General features: G+C 67.1%; 20 protein-coding genes. 9 read left to right on the plus strand and 11 right to left on the minus strand.

The annotated features are described in order from the left end of the window. Positions 1-21 precede the first annotated feature (21 nt). Positions 22-1,977, minus strand: coding sequence for a methyl-accepting chemotaxis protein (locus tag DWA33_RS18815; protein WP_114360053.1), 1,956 nt, complete (start codon positions 1,975-1,977; stop codon positions 22-24). A 194-nt stretch (positions 1,978-2,171) separates the two neighbouring features. Between DWA33_RS18815 and DWA33_RS18820 the strand changes: the two genes are divergently transcribed. Beyond that, the gene (locus tag DWA33_RS18820) at positions 2,172-2,411 is read left to right on the plus strand and encodes a hypothetical protein (protein ID WP_114360054.1); all 240 of its coding nucleotides are present in this window, start codon (positions 2,172-2,174) and stop codon (positions 2,409-2,411) included. A gap of 39 nt (positions 2,412-2,450) precedes the next feature. On the opposite strand, the gene DWA33_RS18825 is transcribed toward DWA33_RS18820, so the two are convergent. Beyond that, positions 2,451-5,918, minus strand: a complete 3,468-nt coding sequence (locus tag DWA33_RS18825) for an autotransporter outer membrane beta-barrel domain-containing protein (RefSeq protein WP_114360055.1) — start codon at positions 5,916-5,918, stop codon at positions 2,451-2,453. 176 nt (positions 5,919-6,094) lie between these two features. Between DWA33_RS18825 and DWA33_RS18830 the strand changes: the two genes are divergently transcribed. The 4 genes from DWA33_RS18830 to DWA33_RS18845 all read left to right on the plus strand — a co-directional run bounded on the left by DWA33_RS18830 (position 6,095) and on the right by DWA33_RS18845 (position 10,525). Next, positions 6,095-6,733, plus strand: a complete 639-nt coding sequence (locus DWA33_RS18830) for an HAD-IA family hydrolase (RefSeq protein ID WP_114360056.1) — start codon at positions 6,095-6,097, stop codon at positions 6,731-6,733. A gap of 359 nt (positions 6,734-7,092) precedes the next feature. Further along, a complete protein-coding gene (locus tag DWA33_RS18835) occupies positions 7,093-8,991 on the plus strand; it encodes a B12-binding domain-containing radical SAM protein (protein WP_114360057.1) in 1,899 nt (632 codons plus the stop codon). Next, positions 8,988-9,707: an SDR family oxidoreductase gene (locus DWA33_RS18840; RefSeq protein ID WP_114360058.1), complete on the plus strand. Its 720-nt coding sequence runs from the start codon at positions 8,988-8,990 to the stop codon at positions 9,705-9,707. The genes DWA33_RS18835 and DWA33_RS18840 overlap by 4 nt, the downstream gene beginning before the upstream one ends. Beyond that, positions 9,704-10,525, plus strand: a complete 822-nt coding sequence (locus DWA33_RS18845) for an SDR family NAD(P)-dependent oxidoreductase (RefSeq protein WP_114360059.1) — start codon at positions 9,704-9,706, stop codon at positions 10,523-10,525. Before DWA33_RS18840 ends, DWA33_RS18845 begins: the two co-directional genes overlap by 4 nt. Positions 10,526-10,542: 17 nt before the next feature. Here the strand turns inward: DWA33_RS18845 and arsB are convergent, their stop codons facing one another. The 7 genes from arsB to DWA33_RS18880 form a co-directional block, all read right to left on the minus strand. Next, a complete protein-coding gene (gene arsB / locus DWA33_RS18850; protein ID WP_114360060.1) occupies positions 10,543-11,595 on the minus strand; it encodes an ACR3 family arsenite efflux transporter in 1,053 nt (350 codons plus the stop codon). 247 nt (positions 11,596-11,842) lie between these two features. After that, a complete protein-coding gene (arsC, locus tag DWA33_RS18855; RefSeq protein WP_114360061.1) occupies positions 11,843-12,268 on the minus strand; it encodes an arsenate reductase (glutaredoxin) in 426 nt (141 codons plus the stop codon). Continuing rightward, on the minus strand, positions 12,268-12,795 hold the full coding sequence (locus tag DWA33_RS18860) for an arsenate reductase ArsC (RefSeq protein WP_114360062.1): 528 nt from the start codon (positions 12,793-12,795) through the stop codon (positions 12,268-12,270). The genes arsC and DWA33_RS18860 overlap by 1 nt, the downstream gene beginning before the upstream one ends. After that, on the minus strand, positions 12,788-13,144 hold the full coding sequence (locus DWA33_RS18865) for an ArsR/SmtB family transcription factor (protein WP_114360063.1): 357 nt from the start codon (positions 13,142-13,144) through the stop codon (positions 12,788-12,790). The genes DWA33_RS18860 and DWA33_RS18865 overlap by 8 nt, the downstream gene beginning before the upstream one ends. A 54-nt stretch (positions 13,145-13,198) precedes the next feature. Beyond that, positions 13,199-13,435 (minus strand): thioredoxin family protein, encoded by a 237-nt coding sequence (locus tag DWA33_RS18870; protein WP_011159097.1) that lies wholly within the window; start codon positions 13,433-13,435, stop codon positions 13,199-13,201. An 11-nt stretch (positions 13,436-13,446) separates the two neighbouring features. After that, positions 13,447-14,496 (minus strand): permease, encoded by a 1,050-nt coding sequence (locus DWA33_RS18875; RefSeq protein ID WP_114360064.1) that lies wholly within the window; start codon positions 14,494-14,496, stop codon positions 13,447-13,449. After that, on the minus strand, positions 14,493-14,792 hold the full coding sequence (locus DWA33_RS18880) for an ArsR/SmtB family transcription factor (RefSeq protein WP_011159099.1): 300 nt from the start codon (positions 14,790-14,792) through the stop codon (positions 14,493-14,495). The genes DWA33_RS18875 and DWA33_RS18880 overlap by 4 nt, the downstream gene beginning before the upstream one ends. Positions 14,793-14,958: 166 nt before the next feature. Between DWA33_RS18880 and DWA33_RS18885 the strand changes: the two genes are divergently transcribed. From DWA33_RS18885 to DWA33_RS18895, 3 genes are all read left to right on the plus strand, one after another. Beyond that, positions 14,959-15,744, plus strand: coding sequence for a sulfite exporter TauE/SafE family protein (locus DWA33_RS18885; protein WP_114360065.1), 786 nt, complete (start codon positions 14,959-14,961; stop codon positions 15,742-15,744). A 126-nt stretch (positions 15,745-15,870) separates the two neighbouring features. Then, positions 15,871-16,188: an ArsR/SmtB family transcription factor gene (locus DWA33_RS18890; protein ID WP_114360084.1), complete on the plus strand. Its 318-nt coding sequence runs from the start codon at positions 15,871-15,873 to the stop codon at positions 16,186-16,188. Between the two features lie 68 nt (positions 16,189-16,256). Continuing rightward, positions 16,257-17,108: an arsenite methyltransferase gene (locus DWA33_RS18895; RefSeq protein ID WP_114360066.1), complete on the plus strand. Its 852-nt coding sequence runs from the start codon at positions 16,257-16,259 to the stop codon at positions 17,106-17,108. 55 nt (positions 17,109-17,163) lie between these two features. On the opposite strand, the gene DWA33_RS18900 is transcribed toward DWA33_RS18895, so the two are convergent. After that, positions 17,164-17,364 carry a DUF3606 domain-containing protein gene (locus tag DWA33_RS18900; protein ID WP_114360067.1) on the minus strand — a complete coding sequence of 67 codons (201 nt, stop codon included), beginning with the start codon at positions 17,362-17,364 and terminating at the stop codon, positions 17,164-17,166. Positions 17,365-17,593: 229 nt separating this feature from the next. Further along, on the minus strand, positions 17,594-19,042 hold the full coding sequence (locus tag DWA33_RS18905) for a tryptophanase (RefSeq protein WP_114360068.1): 1,449 nt from the start codon (positions 19,040-19,042) through the stop codon (positions 17,594-17,596). 273 nt (positions 19,043-19,315) lie between these two features. Here DWA33_RS18905 and DWA33_RS18910 point away from each other — a divergent pair, with 273 nt between their 5' ends. Next, positions 19,316-20,035, plus strand: coding sequence for a L,D-transpeptidase (locus tag DWA33_RS18910; protein WP_114360069.1), 720 nt, complete (start codon positions 19,316-19,318; stop codon positions 20,033-20,035). Positions 20,036-20,210: the final 175 nt, after the last annotated feature.

Genomic DNA, 20,210 nt, shown 5'->3' on the forward strand with positions numbered 1-20,210 from the left:
CGATGTCGCCGTACTCGCCGATCAGGCGGCGCGGACTTCGCGCAGGAAGGTTTCGACCTGGGTCCTCAGCGCCTCGCCGCTGCGCGACAATTCGGACGCGGATTCGACGACTTGCGTCGCCGCCACGCCGGTCTCGCGCGCAGCTTCGTTGACGCCGGTGATGTTGCCCGAAACCTCGGTGGTGGAGCGCGCCGCCTCGGCGACGTTGTGGGCGATCTCGCGCGTCGCCGCGCTCTGCTCGCGCACCGCGCTGGCGATCGCGGTGGCGATCTCGTTGATCTGCGCCACCGTGCCGGTGATGCCTTCGATCGCCTGCACCGAGGACTGGGTCGCCTGCTGGATCGAGTTGATCTGGGTGGTGATCTCCTCGGTCGCCTTCGAGGTCTGCTCGGCCAGCGCCTTGACCTCGGCGGCCACCACTGCGAAGCCGCGGCCGGCGTCGCCGGCGCGCGCCGCCTCGATCGTGGCGTTGAGCGCCAGCAGGTTGGTCTGCGAAGCGATGTCGCTGATCAGCGTCACCACCTCGCCGATCTTCTGCGCCGCTTCCGCGAGGCTCCTGACCTCTTCGTTGGTGCGACCGGCCTGGGTCGCGGCGTCGCTGGCGACGCGCGCCGACTGGTCGACTCGGTTGCCGATCTCGGTGATCGAGGCGTCGAGTTCTTCCACTGCGGCAGCCACCGCCTGGGCATTGGACGTCGCCTGCGACGACGCCGCGGTCGCCGCCACCAGCCGGCGCTCGGATTCGCGCGCGGTGCCGACCATCGAGTCGGCGGTGCCGCGGAGTTCGGTCGCCGCCGAGCCCACCAGCGCGACCACACTGCCGACGCCGGTCTCGAACCGCGCCGCCAGTTCGTGCATCGCCTTGCGCCGCTCGCTCTCGTGGCTGATCCGCTGCTCGTCCTGCGCGGCGCGCAGCCGGCCGGTCTCGATCAGCCCTTCCTTGAACACTTCGACCGCCTTGGCCATCGAGCCGATCTCGTCGCGCCGGCCCTTGCCGGGCACCTCGACGTCGTGACGGCCGCTGCTGATGTCGCGCATCGCGCTCTCCAGCGCCTGGATCGGCTTGGCCATGCCGCGGCCCAGCCACACCGCGACCGCGGCCGCCGCCAGCACGGCGGCGATCGCGGCGAATGCCAGCCACTGCATCGACTGCCGCTCCAGCGCCGCATAGGCGCTGGCGTCGCGCACGATCTGCAGCACCGCGACCGGATCGCCGGAGAACCGCTTGATCTGGCCGAAGGTGGTGGCGATCGCCTTACCGTCGGCTTCGCCCTTTTCGATCACCAGCTCGCCGCCGAACGCGCGGCGCAGCGTCGCAAGATCGGTGCCGGGGCTCGCGAGGCTCGACGCGATCACGTTGACCTTGTCGCCGTTGAGCTGAAGAATGGCGACGTCGACGCCGAACCGCGCCTTCATCCGCTCGACGAAGGCCTTGCCGAACGGCGCGCCGATATCGACCGTGCCGATCACCTTGCCGTTCTCGAGCATCGGCGTGGTGCCGAACACGGTGAGATTGTCGAGGCCCGGCTCGATGCCGCCGACCGCCTGGCCGGTGGTCATCGCCTGCACCACCATCTTGCGCCGCGGCGACACGTCGTCGCCGAACGTCTTCGGATTATGGATCCGGACCAGCGTCGTCGCCGGCGGCACCTGGATCGTGTACAGCGACAGCCCACGCAGCGTGGTCAGATCGCGGCCTTCCTTCAGCAGCTTCATCAGCCCGTCGCGGTCGCCGGCCTTGGTGGCATCGCGCACCGGTTGTAGCGCCGCCAGACTATCGCTGAGTGCGAGTGTGGTTCGGGTCTCGGCCTCGGTCGCCGCGGTGATGTTGGCGTAGTCGGCGCGTAGTTCACGCTCCAGCGCAACGTCGATCGTCGCCTGCTGCCGCCACAGGCTGAAGCCGGCCAGAACCGCGCACGAGCCGATCGCGACCAGCGTGATGGCCACAATCATTCGGGCCGAAATCGATTTGAGCATTCCGCGGTCCTTCTTCCCGTCACGTGCTGTTGGTTCGTTGGATCCATAACTAAGCGCAAGGCCACAAGAAGCGGTTAACGATTACCTCGTAGAACTACGAAACAAGCAGACAAATCCCGTCCCGGTAAGGTTGACTGGTTAGGTTAAGACCGCAATCGCGTTGACCGCGCGCGCGCGCCCGGTCAACTAACCGCATGATCAAGGACGACGACTACGAACTCGACCGCTTCGGCAACCGCGTGCTGATCGGGCTGACGGCGGAGGAAACCGCCGAATATTTCCGCTTGGAGGAAATCATCAGCAAGAGCATGCCGCTTCCGCAGGTCACGCGCGACGAGTGGTACCGGCCGGAGGACCGCCGCTGGCTCGAGCTCTACGAGAAACACGAATCCGCCCGCCGGCCGTTCCTCAAGAGCAGCAAGACCATGCATTGAGGGCGCCGGTCCGCACACTTACGGCGGACGGCTGCGCAGTCACCACGAATAGCGCAGCACGCCCTTGCCGGCGTAGCTGCGGGTGACGTCCGAGAACTCGCCCTCGAACGCGGCGGCGACAGAGAAGCCGTTCAGCCAGTTCAGTTCCGCCGACACCGTGGTCAGCGCCGCGTCCCGCGCCGGGCGGGCGCCGTTCACCACGAAGCTGGCGCCCGGCAGGGCCAGAAAGGTGGCCGCGACTGAACGAACGGCGTCGAATTCGTGCGCCCACGCCGCGCGCCCGCGCAGCGTCAGCAGCGCCCCGTCCAGCGCGAACGATTTGTCGCTGCGCAGGCCGAGTTCGCTGCGCGTCGAGGTCACGGTCTTGGCGTCGTAGCCGAGCGCGAACACGCTGCTGCCGCCCACCGCCCGCTCGGTATAGGCCGGCAGATCGAAGGCGGTGACCTGCGCGGCGGCGTAGGGCGTGAGGCCGACGCCGCCGAACGCCGGTGCAACCCAGCGATGGCCGGCTTCGACACGGGCCGAATAGCTATGCGCATTGAAGTCGGCGCGCAGCTGATCGAAGCCGCCGACGACGACAGTCCGTTCCGTGGTGATGTCCTGCCAGCCATAGGCCGCCGCGGCGGTGAGATAGCTGGCGCCGAAGCTGTGGCGGAGGAAGCCGCCGACCTGCATCAGATCGGAGCGCCCCGAGCCGAGCCCGTTCGCCAGGCCGAACTGGGTGGCGCCGCCCGCCATCGCGAAGCCGGCGACGGTCTGCGGCGACAGCCAGTAATCGGCGCCGGCGGCGATGCCGGCGAGCCGGCTGGTCGCGGTGGCGGAGCCGAGTGAAGCATTGCCGTCGGTGGTCTGCGCGCCGCCGAAGCCCGCGGCCCACATGTTCCAACGCGGCTCGAACGCCGCCGGCACCGGAGCCTTGGTCATCATCGCATTCGCATCGCGCACTGCGCCGGCACTCGTCGCGGCGAACGGCAGCAGCCGGCTGTCCGCACCCGGTGGCTCGCGGCCGTTGCCGAACGGATCGGTCAGCAGCCCCATGAACTGCGTCATGGCGTTGAAGGTCGATTGCTGCGCGCCGGTGGCGGTCTCGCCCGACACGGCGCTGAGCCCGTTCGCGTTCAGTGCGCCGAACACGATCGGAATGCTGCCGGTCCGCGTAAAGTAGTTCGTCAGCGCGTTGGCGACCGCAGTCTGGTTGGCGTTGAGGCCGCTGTTGACAACCGGCGGCGTCGGTCCGGGCGGCGTCGGCGGCGTGTAGTCGAGCACCAGATCGAGATAGGCGTTGTTGGCGTCGTAGCCGAGGCTCGATTTGAAGCCGGACGGCAGGTTGGTGTTGACCAGCGTCCCGAACGTCCCGGCGATGCCGCCGGTCGCGTTGACGATGGTGTATTGCCGCTCGACATAGCCGCCGGCGGCGAACGACGCATTCACCGTCGCGTCGCCGAGCGTCGCAATGCCGGTGACGTTGACGCGATCGGCGCTTGTCGGCGACACTTCGACCATGTAGCTCGACGCCGCCGTCAGCGTCAGGTTGCCGCTGACATTCAGCGTGCCGATCGAATTGCCCGGCGCCAGCGCGCCGCCATTGATCAGCGTGGTGCCGACGGTGCCGTTGCCGCCGAGCGCCGCGCCGGCATTCACCGTCGTGAGCGACGACGACGCGATCGAGCCGTCGACGCTGAGCGTGCCGGCTTCGACCGTGGTGGCGCCGGTGTAGCTGCTGATGCCGGTCAGCGACAGATTGCCGGCGCCGCGCTTGATCAGTTGGCCGCCGCCGGAAATCGCGCCGCCGAAGCTGGTCGCGTCGGAGCGATTGAAAGCCAGCGTCGCGCTGTTGCCGACATCGCCGACGATCGAACCCGACGTCCCGCCGTCGCCGATCTGCAGTGTGCCGCTGGAGACGGTCGTGCCCCCGGTGTACGTATTGGTCCCGGTCAACGTGAAAACGCCACTGCCGCTGCTGCCGCCGAAGCTGATCAGATTGCCTGCGCCCGAAATCGAACCACCAAACGTGTTGGCGTCGGAGCGGGCGAACTGCAGCGTTCCGTTGTTGACGACGTTGCCGACGATCCACCCCGTGGTGCCGCCGTTGCCGACCTGCAAGAAGCCGCTGCTGATGGTCGTGCCGCCGGTGTAGGTGTTGTCGCCGAACAGGATCAGCGCGTCGTTGCCGAGCTTGGTGACGCTGCCGGTGCCGGAGATCACGCCGCCGAAGCCCGCGGCATCCGAGCGGTTGAACACCAGCGACGCATTGTTGACGACGTTGCCGGTGATCGAGCCGGTGGTGCCGCCGGTGCCGATCTGCAGTGTGCCGGCCGAGATCGTGGTGCCGCCGGTGTAGGTGTTGGCGCCGGTCAGGGTCAGCGTACCCGCCGCGATCTTCTCGAGCGATCCACTCCCCGAGATCACACCGCCGAAGCCGATCGAATCGTGTCGATTGAACTGCAGTACGCCGTTGTTGACGACATCGCCCACGATCGAGCCGCTGGTGGCGCCGTTGCCGACCCGCAGCGTGCCGGCCGAGATCGTGGTGCCGCCGGTGTAGGTGTTGTTGCCGAGGAGCGCCAGGATGTCGCTGCCGTACTTGATCAGGTTGCCTGTCCCGGAGATCGCGCCGCCGAGGCTGGTGCCGTTGCTGCGGTTGACCGTCAGCGTCGCATTGTTGGTGATGTCGCCGGTGATCGAGCCGCTGATGCCGCCATTGCCGAGTTGCAGCGTTCCGCCCGAGATCGTGGTGCCGCCGGTGTAGAAATTGTCGCCGGTGAGCGTCAGCGTGCCGGTGCCGGTCTTGCCGAGCGCGAATTGTCCGCCGTTGTCGATCAGCGCGCCCGAGAATTCCGTGGAGGTGTTCAGGCTGCCGACCGTCAGAGTCTGCACCGGAACCCCGCTCACCACCGTTGCCGCAACGACCCCGCTGCCCGACAGCGACCCGATCGAGATCGCGCCCAAGCCGGAGCGCAGGCCGATCGTGCCGTTGTTGACGATTTCGGCCGTTCCTCCCGACGAGGATTGGCTGAACAGCAACGTGCCCCCGCTCAGAGTGGTGAAGGTCGCATTGCCTGCGGTGCTGGAGCCCACAAAATCGATCTGGCCGCCGGGACCGATCAGGAAGTTCTGGGCGTTGCCGGAGTTGTTGACGATGCCGGCGCCGCTCATGTTGAGCTGCCCGCCGGACGCCACCCCGATCGTATAAGTCGGTGCCCCGGCCTCGAAGGTGAAGCCGTCGGGGCTGCGCGTGGCCGTCAGCAACACCGAATTCGACGCGCCGTTATTGGTGAACACCGCAGTCGAACCGGTGTCGGGCACGGCCGCGGGACCGCTCCAGTTGGACGCCGCGTTGAAATCCTGACCGGCGCCGATCCAGACCTGCTGCGCTGAAGCGGGCATCGTGACCGCGACCAGCGCCGTGGAAGCCAGGAGCGCCGACAGCAGGGTCCGCCTTCGCGCAGCGCCCGCCCGATCCGTCGCCCCCGGCCTCAGTTCCTCACCAATTTCACCAACCTGCACGCAACTGTCCCGCCACCTCTCAGGTCATTGGCGACCTGATTCAGGAATCAGCCTAGAGGTTCGGGATCGGGATGCAAATAGGAACCATTATTGGAACCCACATCGGCGATCAGGCTGGTCCCCACCGCCGACGCATGCTAGCGCTCCCGCAAACAACAGCGGGGAGACGGAACGCGATGATCGAGGCGGTGATCTGGGATTTCGGCGGGGTACTCACGAGCTCGCCGTTCGAAGCGTTTGCACGGTTCGAGACCGAGCGCGGGCTGCCGATCGACATCATCCGCCGCACCAACGCCGCCAATCATTTCGAGAACGCCTGGGCCAAGTTCGAGCGCGCCGAGATCGATCTCGACACGTTCGACGCGCTGTTCGCCGAAGAATCCCGCGCGCTCGGCGCGGAAGTGCGCGGCCGGGACGTGCTGCCGCTGTTGTCCGGCACGCTGCGGCCGGAGATGGTCGCCGCTCTGAAGATCATCAAACAGAACCACAAGACCGGCTGCATCACCAACAACCTGCCGGCCAACGCGATCGGCTCGGCGTCGGGGCGGACGCTGTACGTCGCCGAGGTGATGGCGCTGTTCGACCATGTGATCGAATCCGCCAAGATCGGCCTGCGCAAGCCGGACCCGAAGATCTACCGGATGATGACCGACGCGCTCGGCGTCGACCCGAAGGCCTGCGTGTATCTCGACGACCTCGGCGTCAACCTCAAGCCGGCGCGTGAGATGGGGATGGCGACCATCAAGGTGACGAGCGGCGAGCAGGCGATCGCCGACCTCGAGGCCGCAACCGGGCTGAACCTCCGCAACGGCTGATTCTTGTTTCGCCCCAGGCCTCGGCACCCGTCATGGCCGGGCTCGTCCCGGCCATCCACGTCTTTGCGACGCGCGGAGGGAAAGGCGTTGATGCCCGGGGCAACCCGGGGCATGACGACCTTGCGACGGCGACACGCCCCGAATCAGCGCGCTTCCAGCACGACTGGTTACCGATTTCTTAATACCCGTTCCGCGCCCGGGCTCACGGCCGCACTTTATTACTTCGCCCCGGGCGCCGCGCAGCTTTGATTGCGCGGCGAAAGACGTTAATGATTCGTCGAGCGCGCCGTTTGTGGTGAGTTGCCGGCGGCTCGAGTCGCCTTGCGTCCGACAGCCACGTAAGCCGAGCCCAGCACCCGATGACCAAGCTCGCCAGCCCGCCCTCGCCCGTGGACCACGCGCTCATCCGCGCAGACTTCGCGCGCTTTGCCGCCGCGCGGTCGCTGAGCCGGCCGAGCGACCTGATCCTGATCCAGCCGGCGCTGGTGCCGGAGAAATTCTTCGACGTCACCACCGCACGCAACGGCGGCTACTACAACTTCCCGCCGGCCGGGCTGCTGTATCTCGCCGCCGCGGCGCGCGCCGCCGATCCGGAGATCGGCATCCGCCTGATCGACATCAATCACCAGTTGCTCAAGGCCGCGCACAGCGACGGCTTCGATTACGACCTGTGGCGCGATCTGGTGCGCGAGGCGATCGGAGCCTGCGCCCATCCGCATGTCGCCGTATCGTACATGTTCGGCACCACCAAGCCGTGTTTCGTCGAGGTGATCGAGCTGATCCGCAGCGAATTTCCGCAGGTGCCGATCCTGTCGGGCGGGGTGCAGGCGACGTTCGACTATCAGGAAATCCTTCAAAGCGGGCTGTGCGACATCGTCTCGCGCCACGAGGGCGAGCGGCAGTTGATGAGCTATCTGGCGGCGCTGGCGGGCGACGCCGACGCCGTGCCGGAGGGCATGGCGTTCGCCGATGGCGGCCGGATCGTCGAACTCGGCAAGCCGCACAGCGACAATCCGGTGAACTGGGACATCCTGCCGTTCTACGACGCGATCAATGTCGAGGAGTATCATCGCTACGGCGGACTCGGCGCGTTCTCGCGCTATGTCGGCGAGGACAAGCCCTACGCCACCGTGCTCGCCACCCGCGGCTGCCGGGCGCGCTGCACCTTCTGCACGGTGCGCAACTTCAACGGCTTCGGGCTGCGCCAGCGCACGGTGCAGGACGTGATCGACGAGGTGAAGCACCTCGTGACGCATCACGGCATCCGTTACATCGACTGGCTCGACGACGATCTGCTGTGGGACCGGGAGCGGACGCTGGCGCTGTTCAAGGGCCTCGCCGAACAGGTGCCTGGATTGGAATGGACCGCCAGCAACGGCGTGATCGCAGTGGCGATCGACGACGAGATCATGCAGGCGATGGTCGCGTCCGGGCTGCGCGCCTTCAAGATCGGGGTCGAGTCCGGCAACGACGCGATGCTGAAGACGATCAAGAAGCCGACCACCAAACCGAAATTGCGCGAGCGCGCCAGGCTGTTCGCGAAATACCCGGAGGTGTTCGTCTCGACCAATTTCATCATCGGATTTCCCGACGAGACCTTCGGCCAGATGATGGACAGCTACGATCTCGCGGTCGAGCTCGCCAGCGACTGGGCGAGCTTCTACATCTGCCAGCCGCTGAAGGGCACCGAGATGTTCTCGGCTTTCCAGTCGCTCGGCGACGCGCGCACCAAAGAAGAGCGCTACGACAAGACCATCAATCCCGGCCGCTCCGCCGAGCGCGGCGAATTCGGCTATCGCTTCGCCGCCGACCGCGAGCGGCTGCGCACCGGCTGGGAGGTGTTCGACATCCCGCACCAGGCCGTGCCCGATCTCGAGCAGCAGAAGGAGATCTGGTTCAGCTTCAACCTGGTCGCCAACTTCCTCGACAACCCGAACTTCCGCCCCGGCGGCAATGTCGCCAAGCTGGCGCGCTGGATCGAGGCGATCCACGATGGTTATCCCTACGACGCCTCGATGGCGGCGGCGCTGGCGCACGCTTACTGGCTGCTCGGCGATCAGGTGCGCCACGCTCACCACCGCGCCGATTTCCTGCGGCTGACCGAGACTTCGCCGTATTGGCAGACCCGCGTGGCGCAATTCCCCGAACTGCTGTCGCTGGCGCATGTCGACGAAGCGCCGGCCTGGTTCGCCGGTTCGCCGCCGCTGGCTCTGACCAGGCCGCTGGCGTTCGCCCGGCCCGGACAGGTGCCGGCGTGACGCTCGCCGGCAAGGCCGCGCTGGTCACCGGCGGCAGCAAGGGCATCGGCTTTGCGATCGCGCGGGCGCTGGCGCAGGCCGGCTGCGACGTGATGATCTGCGCCCGCGACGACAGCGAGATCGCCCAGGCTCTGCCGGCGCTGCGCGACGGCGTCGCCGGCCGGGTTCACGGCGTGGCGTGTGACGTTCGCGACGAGTCGGAGGTGCGCCAGCTGATCGACCACGCCGTCACGGCGTTCGACGGCCTCGACATTCTGGTCAACAACGCCGGCATCGGCCTGCTCGGCCCGGTCGAGAGCTTCGCCCCCTCGAATTGGCGCGCGACGATCGATACCAATCTCACCGGCGCGTTCTATTGCTGCCACTACGCGATCCCGGCGCTGAAGGCGCGCGGCGGCGGCGCCATCGTCAACATCGGCAGCCGTTCCAGCGTCAACGCCTATGGCGGCGGCGCGGCGTATTGCGCCTCGAAATTCGGCCTGCTCGGCCTGTCGGAATCGCTGCTGCAGGAGCTGCATCCGTACGGCATCCGCGTCAGTTGCGTGATGCCCGGCCGGGTCGCCACCGACTTCGCCGACGAACCGCCGCAGGACTGGCACCTGTCCGCCGACGATGTCGCGCAGGCGGTGATCGACGTGCTGTCGTTCGCGCCGCGGGCGCTGGCGAGCCGGATCGAGCTGCGGCCGGCGCGGCCGCCATCGCCGGCGCCGCGATGAGCGATAACGCCGCCCTGCCCCTGTACGGCCGCCGCGCGATGGTCACCGGCGCGGCGCAGGGCATCGGCCTGGCGATCGCGCGCACGCTGGCGATGCAGGGCGCTCAGGTCGTATTGGTCAACCTCAGGCACGATGCCGGCGAAGCCGCGGCGCGTGCGATCAACGACGCGGGCGGCGATGCGCACTTCATCGTCGGGGACATGAGCGACGAAGCGGCGATCGCCGCGACCGTGGCGGCGAGCGTCGCCGCGATCGGCGGGCTCGACATCCTGGTCAACAACGCCGCGCCGTCGCAGCGGGCGCGGCCGCCGTTCGCCGAGCAGAGCGCCGCGTTGTGGGACGCGACCGAAGCGGTGATGCTGCGCGGCTACATGCTCACCGCGCAGGCGGCGCTGCCGCATCTGGCGCAAGCGCGCGGCGCGATCGTCAACCTGTCGTCGGTGCTGGCGCGCAGCGTCGCGCACGAGACCGCCGCCTATCACGTCGCCAAGGCCGGGGTCGAACAGCTCACCCGCTATCTCGGCTGGCACCTCGGCCGCAGCGGCGTGCGGGTCAATGCGGTGGCGCCCGGTGTCGTCGATCGCGATGCGGGCGCGAGGCTGAGCGACGATCCGGTTAATCGCGCGGTGATCGAAGCGGCGGTGCCGCTCGGCCGCGCCGCCACCGCCGCCGAGATCGCCGAGGTGGTGGCGTTCCTGTGCTCACCGGCGGCCGGCTATATCACCGGCCAGACGCTGGTGATCGACGGCGGTCTGTCGCTGTGCGAGCCGTTCGGCGTCGCCCGCAGCGCGGTGCGCGCCGCCACCGGGGAGAGGTGACGCGCCCCAGTGCGCGCTCAGCCCGGCGTCCGCGCCACCGGCGCCTCGGCGTCGGCCTCGTACCAGCGCTTGGAGCGGTTGACGATCGCCACCACCGTCAGCATCACCGGCACCTCGATCAGCACGCCGACCACGGTGGCGAGCGCGGCGCCGGATTCGAAGCCGAACAGGCTGATCGCCGCGGCGACCGCGAGTTCGAAGAAGTTGCTGGCGCCGATCAGCGCCGACGGGCCGGCGACGCAGTGCTGCTCGCCGGAGAGCCGGTTGAGCAGGTACGCCAGCCCGGCGTTGAAATACACCTGGATCAGGATCGGCACCGCGAGCAGCGCGATCACCAGCGGCTGCCGGATGATCTGCTCGCCCTGGAAGCCGAACAGCAGCACCAGCGTCGCCAGCAGCGCCACCAGCGACAACGGCTGGAACACGCCGAGCAGCCGCTGCAAGCTCGCCTCGCCGCCCGACGCCAGCGCCCAGCGCCGCAGGCCCTGCGCGATGATCACCGGCACCACGATGTACAGCACCACCGACAGCACCAGCGTGTCCCACGGCACGGTGATAGCCGACAGGCCGAGCAGGAGACCGACGATCGGCGCGAACGCGAACACCATGATGGTGTCGTTGAGCGCGACCTGGCTCAGGGTGAAATGCGGTTCGCCCTTGGTCAGGTTCGACCACACGAACACCATCGCGGTGCACGGCGCCGCCGCCAGGATGATCAGGCCGGCGATGTAGGAGTTGATCTGGTCCGCCGGCAGATACGATCTGAACAGGTAGCCGACGAACAGCCACGCCAGCGCCGCCATCGAGAACGGCTTCACCGCCCAGTTGATGAACAGCGTCACGCCGATGCCGCGCCAGTGCTCGCGCACCTGGCCCAAGGCGGCGAAGTCGATCCGCACCAGCATCGGAATGATCATCAGCCAGATCAGCGCCGCCACCGGCAGATTGACCTTGGCGATCTCCGCCGCCCCGATCACCTGAAACGCCCCCGGCATCAGATGCCCGAGCGCGATGCCGACGACGATACACAGCGCGACCCACAGGGTGAGGTAGCGTTCGAAGGTGGACATGGAATGATCTCTAACCCGTTCTCTGGACTCTTTTGTCGAATGATCTGTTGGCCGCTCCGCCCACCAAACTAACAAACGTCATCCCCGCGTAGGCGGGGATCCAGTATCCCAGAACGCCCGACTTCAACTACTCACATCGCCGCGCGAACTCAGCGGCGCTCTGGGATACTGGGTCGCCCGGACAAGCCGGGCGATGACGGTGGGTGGAGATGGAAGCGCCCTGCTTCCTCTCCACCTCGAACGAGCACTACACCGTCGCCACGCGCCGGCCGCTGGCGTCGATCACCGGCTCGCCGTCTTCCTTGAAAAACTCGCCGCGTTGCGGCGGCAGCAGGTCGAGCACGTCCTCCGAGGGCCGGCACAGCCGCACGCCCTTCGGCGTCACCACCAGCGGACGGTTGATCAGGATCGGATGCGCCATCATCGCGTCCAGCAGAGCGTCGTCACTCAGCGTCGGATCGTCGAGCTTCAGCTCGGCATAGGGCGTGCCTTTTTCGCGCAGCAATTGCCGCGCCGTCAGCCCGGCGCGGGCGATCAGCTGCTCGAGCAGCGACCGGCTCGGCGGGCACTTCAGATACTCGATCACGTGCGGCTCGATCCCGGCGTTGCGGATCAAGCCGAGGGTGTTGCGCGAGGTGCCGCAGGCGGGATTGTGATAGATGACGACGTCCATCATGCCACCTTCGGCCGGCCGAAGCTGACGCCGGCGAGCAGGCCGATCTCCTGCAGCTTGGTGCCGAGCGCGACGCCGTCGAGCATCTTGATCGGCAGCGCGTTGAAGGCGTCGATCCGGTTCTTCAGGAACCGGAACGCCTGGACGAAGGCGCGTTCCTTGTCGAGATCGCTGCCCTCGACCGCGGCGGGATCGTCGATCCCCCAATGCGCGGTCATCGGCTGGCCGGGCCACACCGGACAGGCCTCGCCGGCGGCGTTGTCGCAGACGGTGAACACGAAATCCATCACCGGGGCGTCGGCGGCGGCGAACTCCTGCCAGCTCTTGGAGCGCAGCCCCTCGGTCGGATAGTTGCCGTCCGCCAGCACTTTCAGCGCGAACGGATTGACCACGCCTTTCGGCTGGCTGCCGGCCGAGAACGCATGGAAACGGCCGGCGCCGTCCTTGCGCAGAATGCTCTCGGCCATGATCGAGCGGGCGGTGTTGCCGGTGCAGAGAAACAGCACGTTGAAGATGCGATCAGACATCGACGGTCTCTTTCGAAGGACAACAGGGGGTCAGGTCGGCAATCAGCGGAGCACAGATGTCGCTGCGGCCGTCGCAGCAATCCATCAGCATGAACAACATCAGGGCTCGGAACCGCGCCAGGTCGGCGCGGTACACGATCGAGCGGCTGTGCCGCTCCGAGGTCACCAGGCCGGCGCGGCTCAGCACGCCGAGATGCACCGACATGGTGTTGGCCGGCACTCCCACCGCTTTGGCGAGGTCGCCGGCGGCGACGCCGTCCGGCTCGCGCCGGACCAGCAGCCGGAACACCGCGAGGCGGGTTTCCTGCGACAGGGCCGACAGAGCATCGAGGGCTGCTGTTGATTCCATATTTCAAGAATAATGGAATTATAAGGACCAGTCAAGTCCTCTCGCGGAGGCCCGTCAGCTCGACAGCCAGGCCGCGATGCTCTCGGCCTTCGGAAGCCCGCCGGCATGCACCACCTTGCCGTCCACCACCACGCCCGGCGTCGAGGCGATGCCGAATTTGGCGATCTCAGCGTAGTCGGTGACCTTCTCCAGCCGGATCGGCACGCCGAGACGGTCCGCCTCGCCCTGCACCAGAGCGGCGGTTTCGATGCAACGCTTGCAGCCCGAACCCAGCACCTTGACGTCCTTCATGACCTTCTCCTTCAGCCGAACAGGAAATTGAACAGATAGCCGACCGCCAGGATGCCGAGGCCGACGACGGCGACGAACACGGCGATCAGCCGGACGTTGAGCACCTTGCGCAGGATGATCAGTTCCGGCGCCGACAGCGCGGTGACGCTCATCATGAACGCCAGCGTGGTGCCGAGCGCGGCGCCCTTGCCGAGCAGCGCCTCGACGACCGGGACGATCCCGGCGGCGTTGGAGTACATCGGAATGCCGATCGCCACCGCGGCCGGCACCGACCACCACGCCTCGCGTCCCATGATCCCGGCGAGCAGCCCCTGCGGCACCCAGCCGTGAATGCCGGCGCCGATCGCGATGCCGGCAATGATCCACGGCCACACCCGCCCGACGATGTCGCGCACCGCCTCGACCCCGGCGTCGATCCGGTCCGACACGCTGAGGCGTTCGGCTGCGAGCGGCGCCGCGTCGGTGCGCAGCGCCCGCACCCAATCCTCCAGCCAGCCTTCGAGATGCAGCCGGCCGATCACCATGCCGGCGACGATCGCGACCGCGAGGCCGAACAGCAAATACAGCAGCGCCACTTTCCAGCCGAGCAGCGCCAGCAGCAGCCCGAGCGCGACCTCGTTGACCAGGGGCGCGGAGATCAGGAACGAGAACGTCACCCCGAGCGGCACGCCGGCGCTGACGAAGCCGATGAACAGCGGCACCGCAGAACACGAGCAGAACGGCGTCAGCACGCCCAGCCCGGCCGCGGCAACATTGCCGACGCCTTCGCGCCGCCCGGCGAGCAGCGCGCGGGTGCGTTCAGGCGAGAAGAAGCTGCGCACCATGCCCATCGCGAACACGATCAGCGTCAGCAGCATCAGCACCTTGGGAGTGTCATAGATGAAGAACGCCAGCGCCCGCGCCGAACCGCCGGCCGGATCGAGCGGAAGCTGGCGCACGATCCATTCCGAAGCCGGCGACAGCGCCGCATAGACGGCGGCCCACAGCACCACCAGCAGGACGGTGACGAGCAGCTTGGCGGTCAGCGGGCGCGGTTTCCCGGTCAGATCGCTGGTGGTCATGCGGCCCTCGCGCGCCGTTTGCGCCGGAAGGCGAGCGCGGCCTCGACCAGCGCCACCGCTTCGGGCGACAGATTGGGAGAGCGCCGATAGCGCACCCATTGCGCGTCGCGCCGATCGGTGACCAGACCGGCGCTGCGCAACACCGCCATGTGCCGCGACATCCGCGACTGCGTCGCGCCGAGCACGCGCATCAATTCGCAGACGCAGTGCTCCTCGCCGTCCCACAGCAGCCGCAATGCCGCCAGCCGGGTCGGATCGGCGAGCGCGTTGAGATAACAGAGAGCTTCGGTGTCCATCGATAATCTATGCGCCTATGCGCATAAACGGTCAAGCGCGGAGTTGCGGCGCGCGTTCCGCCCTCCGCCGTGGTGTCCAAGACCGAGGGCCGGCCGCCGCCCAAAATTTCGGCTCCGGAATCGCGCACCTGCATGCTAGTTGCGCCGATCTGGTCGGGGGCATGGAATGATCGGCAGATTGTCGGGCGCGTTCGGTGGCGGCGCCTTGATCGGTACGCTTGGTGGTCTGATCGGCCTCGGCGGCGCAGAGTTTCGCCTCCCGCTGCTGATTGGCGCCTTCCGCTTCGCCGCGCTTCAGGCAGTCATTCTCAACAAGGCGATGAGTCTGATCGTGGTCGCGACGGCTCTGTTATTCCGCACGCGCACGGTGCCGCTCGACGAGCTGGCGGCGCACTGGACCATCGTGGTCAACCTGCTGGGCGGAAGCCTGATCGGGGCATGGTTCGGCGCCGGCTGGGCGACGCGCCTCAAATCGGCTTCGCTGTATCGGGTAATCGCCCTCCTGCTGGTCGTGATCGCCCTGGTTCTGCTGTGGGGGCACGACGCCGCCGGATCGCAACCGGTTCTGAACGGCACCAGCCAGATCATTGCGGGTGTCGTGGCCGGGTTTGTAATCGGCGTGGTGGCTTCACTGCTGGGTGTCGCCGGAGGCGAACTGCTGATTCCGACGCTGGTGCTACTGTTCGGCGCCGATATCAAACTGGCGGGCAGCCTGTCGCTCGCGGTCAGCCTGCCCACCATGATTGTCGGCTTCACACGCTACAGTCGGGACCAGAGCTTCTCGGTGCTGGATCAGAATCGCTCGTTCGTCCTGGTCATGGCGGCCGGTTCGATCGTCGGCAGCCTGATCGGCAGCCTGCTGCTCGGCATCGTCCCGGGAGCCGTGCTGCTTCCGTCCTTGGCGGCTCTGCTGGTGATCTCGGCCGTCAAGGTGTGGCGGCACAGCGCTTAGCCGAAGCGCCGAGAAAGGACCGCCCGCGCCAAATGGACGACATGCAACGCCGGACCGCGCCGATTATTTCGATGATACTAGAATTATGGATTGACGGGCGGCGCCATCCCGCGCATCATTGTGAGCATGAAGCTTGAGGATGTCGCCACCAAGTTCGAAGCGCTGGGCAATCCGACCCGGCTCAAGATCTACCGGGCGCTGGTGCGCGCCGGCGAGGCCGGCACGCCGGTCGGCCGGCTGCAGGAACGGCTGAAGATCGCACCGTCGACGCTGTCGCATCATCTTAGGACGCTGATCGCTGCCGGGTTGATCCGCCAGGAACGAGAGGCGACGACGCTGAACTGCCACGCCAATTACGACGTGATGCGCAGCCTGATGGGCTACATGGTCGCGGAATGCTGCGCCGACACCGTCGAGCTGAAGGAAACCAAGACCGCCGCTTAATTTTGTCAGGCCTCATTATTCGATCATTCTGGTTTGATCGAATTATCGAACACTAGCAGGAGCCCCCTATGTCCGCGACTGACGTGCAAGACGTGAAGGACATCGTCCGCGAGAAATACGCCGGCGCCGCGCTGAAGGTCGCCACCGGCGGCGGCGCGTCGTGCTGCGGATCGTCGGTGCCTCCCGGCGCCAGCCCGATCACCAGCAATCTCTACGACGCGGCGCAGGAACAGGGCCTGCCGGCCGAGGCGATGCTGGCCTCGCTCGGCTGCGGCAACCCGACCGCGCTGGCGCAATTGTCGCCGGGCGAGACCGTGCTCGACCTCGGCTCCGGCGGTGGCATCGACGTGCTGCTGTCGGCGCGCCGGGTCGGCCCGACCGGCAAGGCCTACGGCCTCGACATGACCGACGAGATGCTGGCGCTGGCGCGCGACAACCAGCGCAAGGCCGGACTCGACAACGTCGAATTCCTCAAGGGCGAGATCGAAGCGATCCCCCTCCCCGACAATTCGGTCGACGTGATCATCTCGAACTGCGTCATCAACCTGTCTGGCGACAAGGATCGCGTGCTGCGCGAGGCGTTCCGGGTGCTGAAGCCGGGCGGCCGGTTCGCGGTGTCGGACGTGGTGACCCGCGGCGAGATTCCGGAAGCGCTGCGCCGCGACGTGCTGCTGTGGGTCGGCTGCCTCGCCGGCGCGCTCGACGAGAGCGACTACGTCGCCAGGCTGGCCGCCGCCGGCTTCGCGCAGATCTCGATCGAGCCGACCCGCGTGTACGACATCGAGGACGCGCGCGAATTCCTCGCCGGCAAGGGCATCGACGTCGATGCCCTCGCCCCCAAGATGCAGGACAAGTTCTTCAGCGGATTCATTCGGGCCAGCAAGCCCGATGGAAACTCGCCCGCAGGATGTTGCACCTGAACACGGTGTCCTGGCGAAGTCATTGCGAGCTGAGATCAACCCGCCCGCCGGCGCATTACCTCTTCTTCGCCAGCCGCTTCTCGACCTTGTTGCGCACGTTGCCGACCTTCTTGACGGCCTTCTTCACTGCGGGCGCGGAGCGGCCGGTCTTCTTGGCTTCGTAGCGCACTTCGTAGTCCTGGCCGCCGGCGACGCGCGCCCGGTCCTGCTTGCGCCCGCGCGTCGTGGTCTTCTTGGTGGCTTTCTTCGCAGCCATGCTGGCCTCCTGATGTTGCCTTCGTGAGCAACGCATTCAGGAATCGCAGGTTCCGACGACGCGGCGTCGTCCCGAATTGAATCGAACAAGAGCCTGCCGCCCTCGTCATGGCCGGGCATCGTCCCGGCCATCCACGCCCTGCTCGCCGACAGGTCTCCAAGACGTGGATGCCCGCGACAAGCGCGGGCATGACGACATTTGTGCTGCAAGACTCGAGTAACAGCGATGCTTACAGGCTGTCGCCGAAATCCTCGCGGAATTTCGCCACCAGCCTGTTCTGCCAGTCCGACACCGGCTTGAGCAGACCGTAGAAGAACCGCAGCACTTCCGGCTCCTCGACGAAGGTCAGGCCCTCGATCAGCTTGCGGTTGGCGTACAGCCAGGCGATGCGGTCGACCGCGTATTTGACCTGCGACAGCGTGAACACCCGGCGCGGCATGGCGAGACGCACCAGCTCCATATTGGCGTAGATTTCGCTGCCGTCCGGCTCGCGCTGTTCGGACAGCGTGCCGCGCTCCATGCCGCGGATCCCGGAGGCGACGTACAGCGCCGCGGCCAGCGCGCCGGCCGGATATTGCGACTGCGGGATGTGGTCGACGAAGCGCTTGGCGTCGACGTGGCAACCGAGGCCGCCGGCCGGGGTGATCACCGGAACGCCGCGCTCGACCAGCTGCTCGACCATATAGGCGATGAACTGCGGCCCCTGGTTGATCATCTCCTCGTCCATGGTCTCGTCGAGGCCGACGGTGAGCGCTTCCATCTCGCGCACCGACATGCCGCCATAGGTGAGGAAGCCTTCGTACAGCGGCACCAGCGGCCGCATCTTCTCGTACAGGGCGCGGTCGCGGATGCAGATGCCGCCGCCGCGGGCGCAGCCGAGCTTGCGCGCCGAGAAGTAGATGATGTCGCACAGATCGGCGGTGCGGCGGGTGATCTCGCGGATCGACAGCGCCTTGCAGTGATCCTCGCGGGTCTTGTTGAAGTACAGATTGTCGGCGAGCAGGCTGGCGTCGAGCACCAGCGGAATGCCGTGCTCCTTGCAGACGTTGCTGACGTCGGCGAGATTCTGCAGCGACACCGGCTGACCGCCGATCAGGTTGGTGCCGCTCTCCATCCGGACGAAGCCGACATTGGCGGCGCCGACCTTGTCGATCACCGCCCGCAGCTTGGCGATGTCCATGTTGCCCTTGAACGGATTGGCGCTGGTCACTTCGAGGCCGGCGTCGGTCACCAGCTCCTCAACCGTGCCACCCTGCAGCACGATGTGCGCCTTGGTGGTGGTGAAGTGATAGTTCATCGGCACCACCTTGCCGGGCGAGACGAACACCTTGGCGAGGATGTGCTCGCAGGCGCGGCCCTGATGGGTCGGCAGGAAGTAGTGCATGCCGAAGATCTCGCGCAGCTTGTCTTCCAGCCGGGTGTAGGTGGCGCTGCCGGCGTAGCTGTCGTCGGCGGTCAGCATCGCGGCCTGCTGGCGGTCGCTCATCGCGTTGACGCCGGAATCCGTCAGCATGTCGAGGAAGACGTCGTCGTTCTTCAGCAGGAAGGTGTTGTTGCCGGCCTCGGTGATCTTCTCCAGGCGGCGCTCGACCGGCGGGAGGTTGAGTTTCTGCACGATCCGCACCTTGTGCATCTCGAGCGGCACCGCCTCGTTGCCGAAAAACTTCACTGTCGCCATGTCGTCAAACTCCCCCGACCCTTGCCCGCACCGCGCGGGGGCCTTGGCTTATCGGGCAGGCGGCCATTCTCAATTGCGCCTGATCAAACGGCCCGGCTCGCCGCCGGACGCGTCGTCCCGGGCGTCAAGTGAAACAATTCCCTACCGCGACGAAACCAAATCCGCCGGTCGGCGAAAACGTCCGGAAACGGATGCTGGAGTACTGGTAACGCCAACAAGGCGCCGCCAAAGGCGCCGAGGCGAACGAACAGAGCACCCACAGGGGGACCAACGATGATCCGTTTTCCGCGTACCAGCCGTGCCGCCGCGGTCGCCATCGTCGCGATCGGGACCGTTGCGCTTGCCGCACCCGCGAATGCCGCGCAGCCGCTGCCCTTCCCGTTTCTGCCGTTCCTGCCGCAGCCGGCGGCGATGCAGCCGCTGGCTTACGCCCCGGTCGAACAGGCCGCCCCGCAGGTGCAGGCTGCACCGCAGGACGACGAGGACAGCACCACCGCCGAACTCCCGGCCCGGCTGAAGCGGCAGATCGTCGCCTATCAGACCCGCGAGGCGCCCGGCACCATCATCGTCGACACCCCGAACACCCATCTGTACTACGTGCTGGGCGGCGGTCGCGCGGTCCGCTACGGTATCGGGGTCGGTCGCGACGGCTTCACCTGGTCTGGCGTCAAATCAGTGACCCGAAAGGCCGAATGGCCGGACTGGACTCCGCCGCCGGAAATGATCGCCCGCCAGCCGTATTTGCCGCGCCACATGGCCGGCGGCCCCGGCAATCCGCTCGGCGCCCGCGCGATGTATCTCGGCGGCACGGTGTATCGCATCCACGGCACCAACGCCCCGTCGACGATCGGCACCCACGTCTCGTCCGGCTGCATCCGGTTGACCAATGAGGACGTCAAGGATCTGTATGCCCGGGTCAGCGTCGGCGCCAAGGTGATCGTGCTGCCGGACAGCCGCCGCGCCGCCGATGCCGGCAACGGACGCCGCGGCTGAATTACAGCCCTGGTAATCAATTAGTTTATTCGAAACGCGCGGCCTGGACCGAGGCCGCGCGTCGCTGCGTCAGGCGGCCAGCGCGGCTCGTCACGGGTGTCGTCCGCTCATCGTCAGCGCGGCGGGACTAACGGTTCCCTTGATCGCGGCCGTTCGCTGTGCGCACCGCTTCGTC

This window comes from Rhodopseudomonas pentothenatexigens (assembly GCF_900218015.1).
GTDB classification, from domain to species: Bacteria; Pseudomonadota; Alphaproteobacteria; order Rhizobiales; family Xanthobacteraceae; genus Rhodopseudomonas; species Rhodopseudomonas pentothenatexigens.

Bases quoted from the DNA above. Each gene is read 5' to 3' on its own strand.
- DWA33_RS18905 (WP_114360068.1), bottom strand. From the start codon at position 19,042: ATGGCGACAGTGAAGTTTTTCGGCAACGAGGCGGTGCCGCTCGAGATG.
- DWA33_RS18910 (WP_114360069.1), top strand. From the start codon at position 19,316: ATGATCCGTTTTCCGCGTACCAGCCGTGCCGCCGCGGTCGCCATCGTC.
- arsB (WP_114360060.1), bottom strand. From the start codon at position 11,595: ATGTCCACCTTCGAACGCTACCTCACCCTGTGGGTCGCGCTGTGTATC.
- DWA33_RS18890 (WP_114360084.1), top strand. From the start codon at position 15,871: ATGAAGCTTGAGGATGTCGCCACCAAGTTCGAAGCGCTGGGCAATCCG.
- DWA33_RS18815 (WP_114360053.1), bottom strand. From the start codon at position 1,977: ATGCTCAAATCGATTTCGGCCCGAATGATTGTGGCCATCACGCTGGTC.
- DWA33_RS18860 (WP_114360062.1), bottom strand. From the start codon at position 12,795: ATGTCTGATCGCATCTTCAACGTGCTGTTTCTCTGCACCGGCAACACC.
- DWA33_RS18830 (WP_114360056.1), top strand. From the start codon at position 6,095: ATGATCGAGGCGGTGATCTGGGATTTCGGCGGGGTACTCACGAGCTCG.
- DWA33_RS18835 (WP_114360057.1), top strand. From the start codon at position 7,093: ATGACCAAGCTCGCCAGCCCGCCCTCGCCCGTGGACCACGCGCTCATC.
- DWA33_RS18870 (WP_011159097.1), bottom strand. From the start codon at position 13,435: ATGAAGGACGTCAAGGTGCTGGGTTCGGGCTGCAAGCGTTGCATCGAA.
- DWA33_RS18895 (WP_114360066.1), top strand. From the start codon at position 16,257: ATGTCCGCGACTGACGTGCAAGACGTGAAGGACATCGTCCGCGAGAAA.
- DWA33_RS18875 (WP_114360064.1), bottom strand. From the start codon at position 14,496: ATGACCACCAGCGATCTGACCGGGAAACCGCGCCCGCTGACCGCCAAG.
- DWA33_RS18820 (WP_114360054.1), top strand. From the start codon at position 2,172: ATGATCAAGGACGACGACTACGAACTCGACCGCTTCGGCAACCGCGTG.
- DWA33_RS18865 (WP_114360063.1), bottom strand. From the start codon at position 13,144: ATGGAATCAACAGCAGCCCTCGATGCTCTGTCGGCCCTGTCGCAGGAA.
- DWA33_RS18845 (WP_114360059.1), top strand. From the start codon at position 9,704: ATGAGCGATAACGCCGCCCTGCCCCTGTACGGCCGCCGCGCGATGGTC.
- DWA33_RS18900 (WP_114360067.1), bottom strand. From the start codon at position 17,364: ATGGCTGCGAAGAAAGCCACCAAGAAGACCACGACGCGCGGGCGCAAG.
- DWA33_RS18880 (WP_011159099.1), bottom strand. From the start codon at position 14,792: ATGGACACCGAAGCTCTCTGTTATCTCAACGCGCTCGCCGATCCGACC.
- DWA33_RS18885 (WP_114360065.1), top strand. From the start codon at position 14,959: ATGATCGGCAGATTGTCGGGCGCGTTCGGTGGCGGCGCCTTGATCGGT.
- arsC (WP_114360061.1), bottom strand. From the start codon at position 12,268: ATGGACGTCGTCATCTATCACAATCCCGCCTGCGGCACCTCGCGCAAC.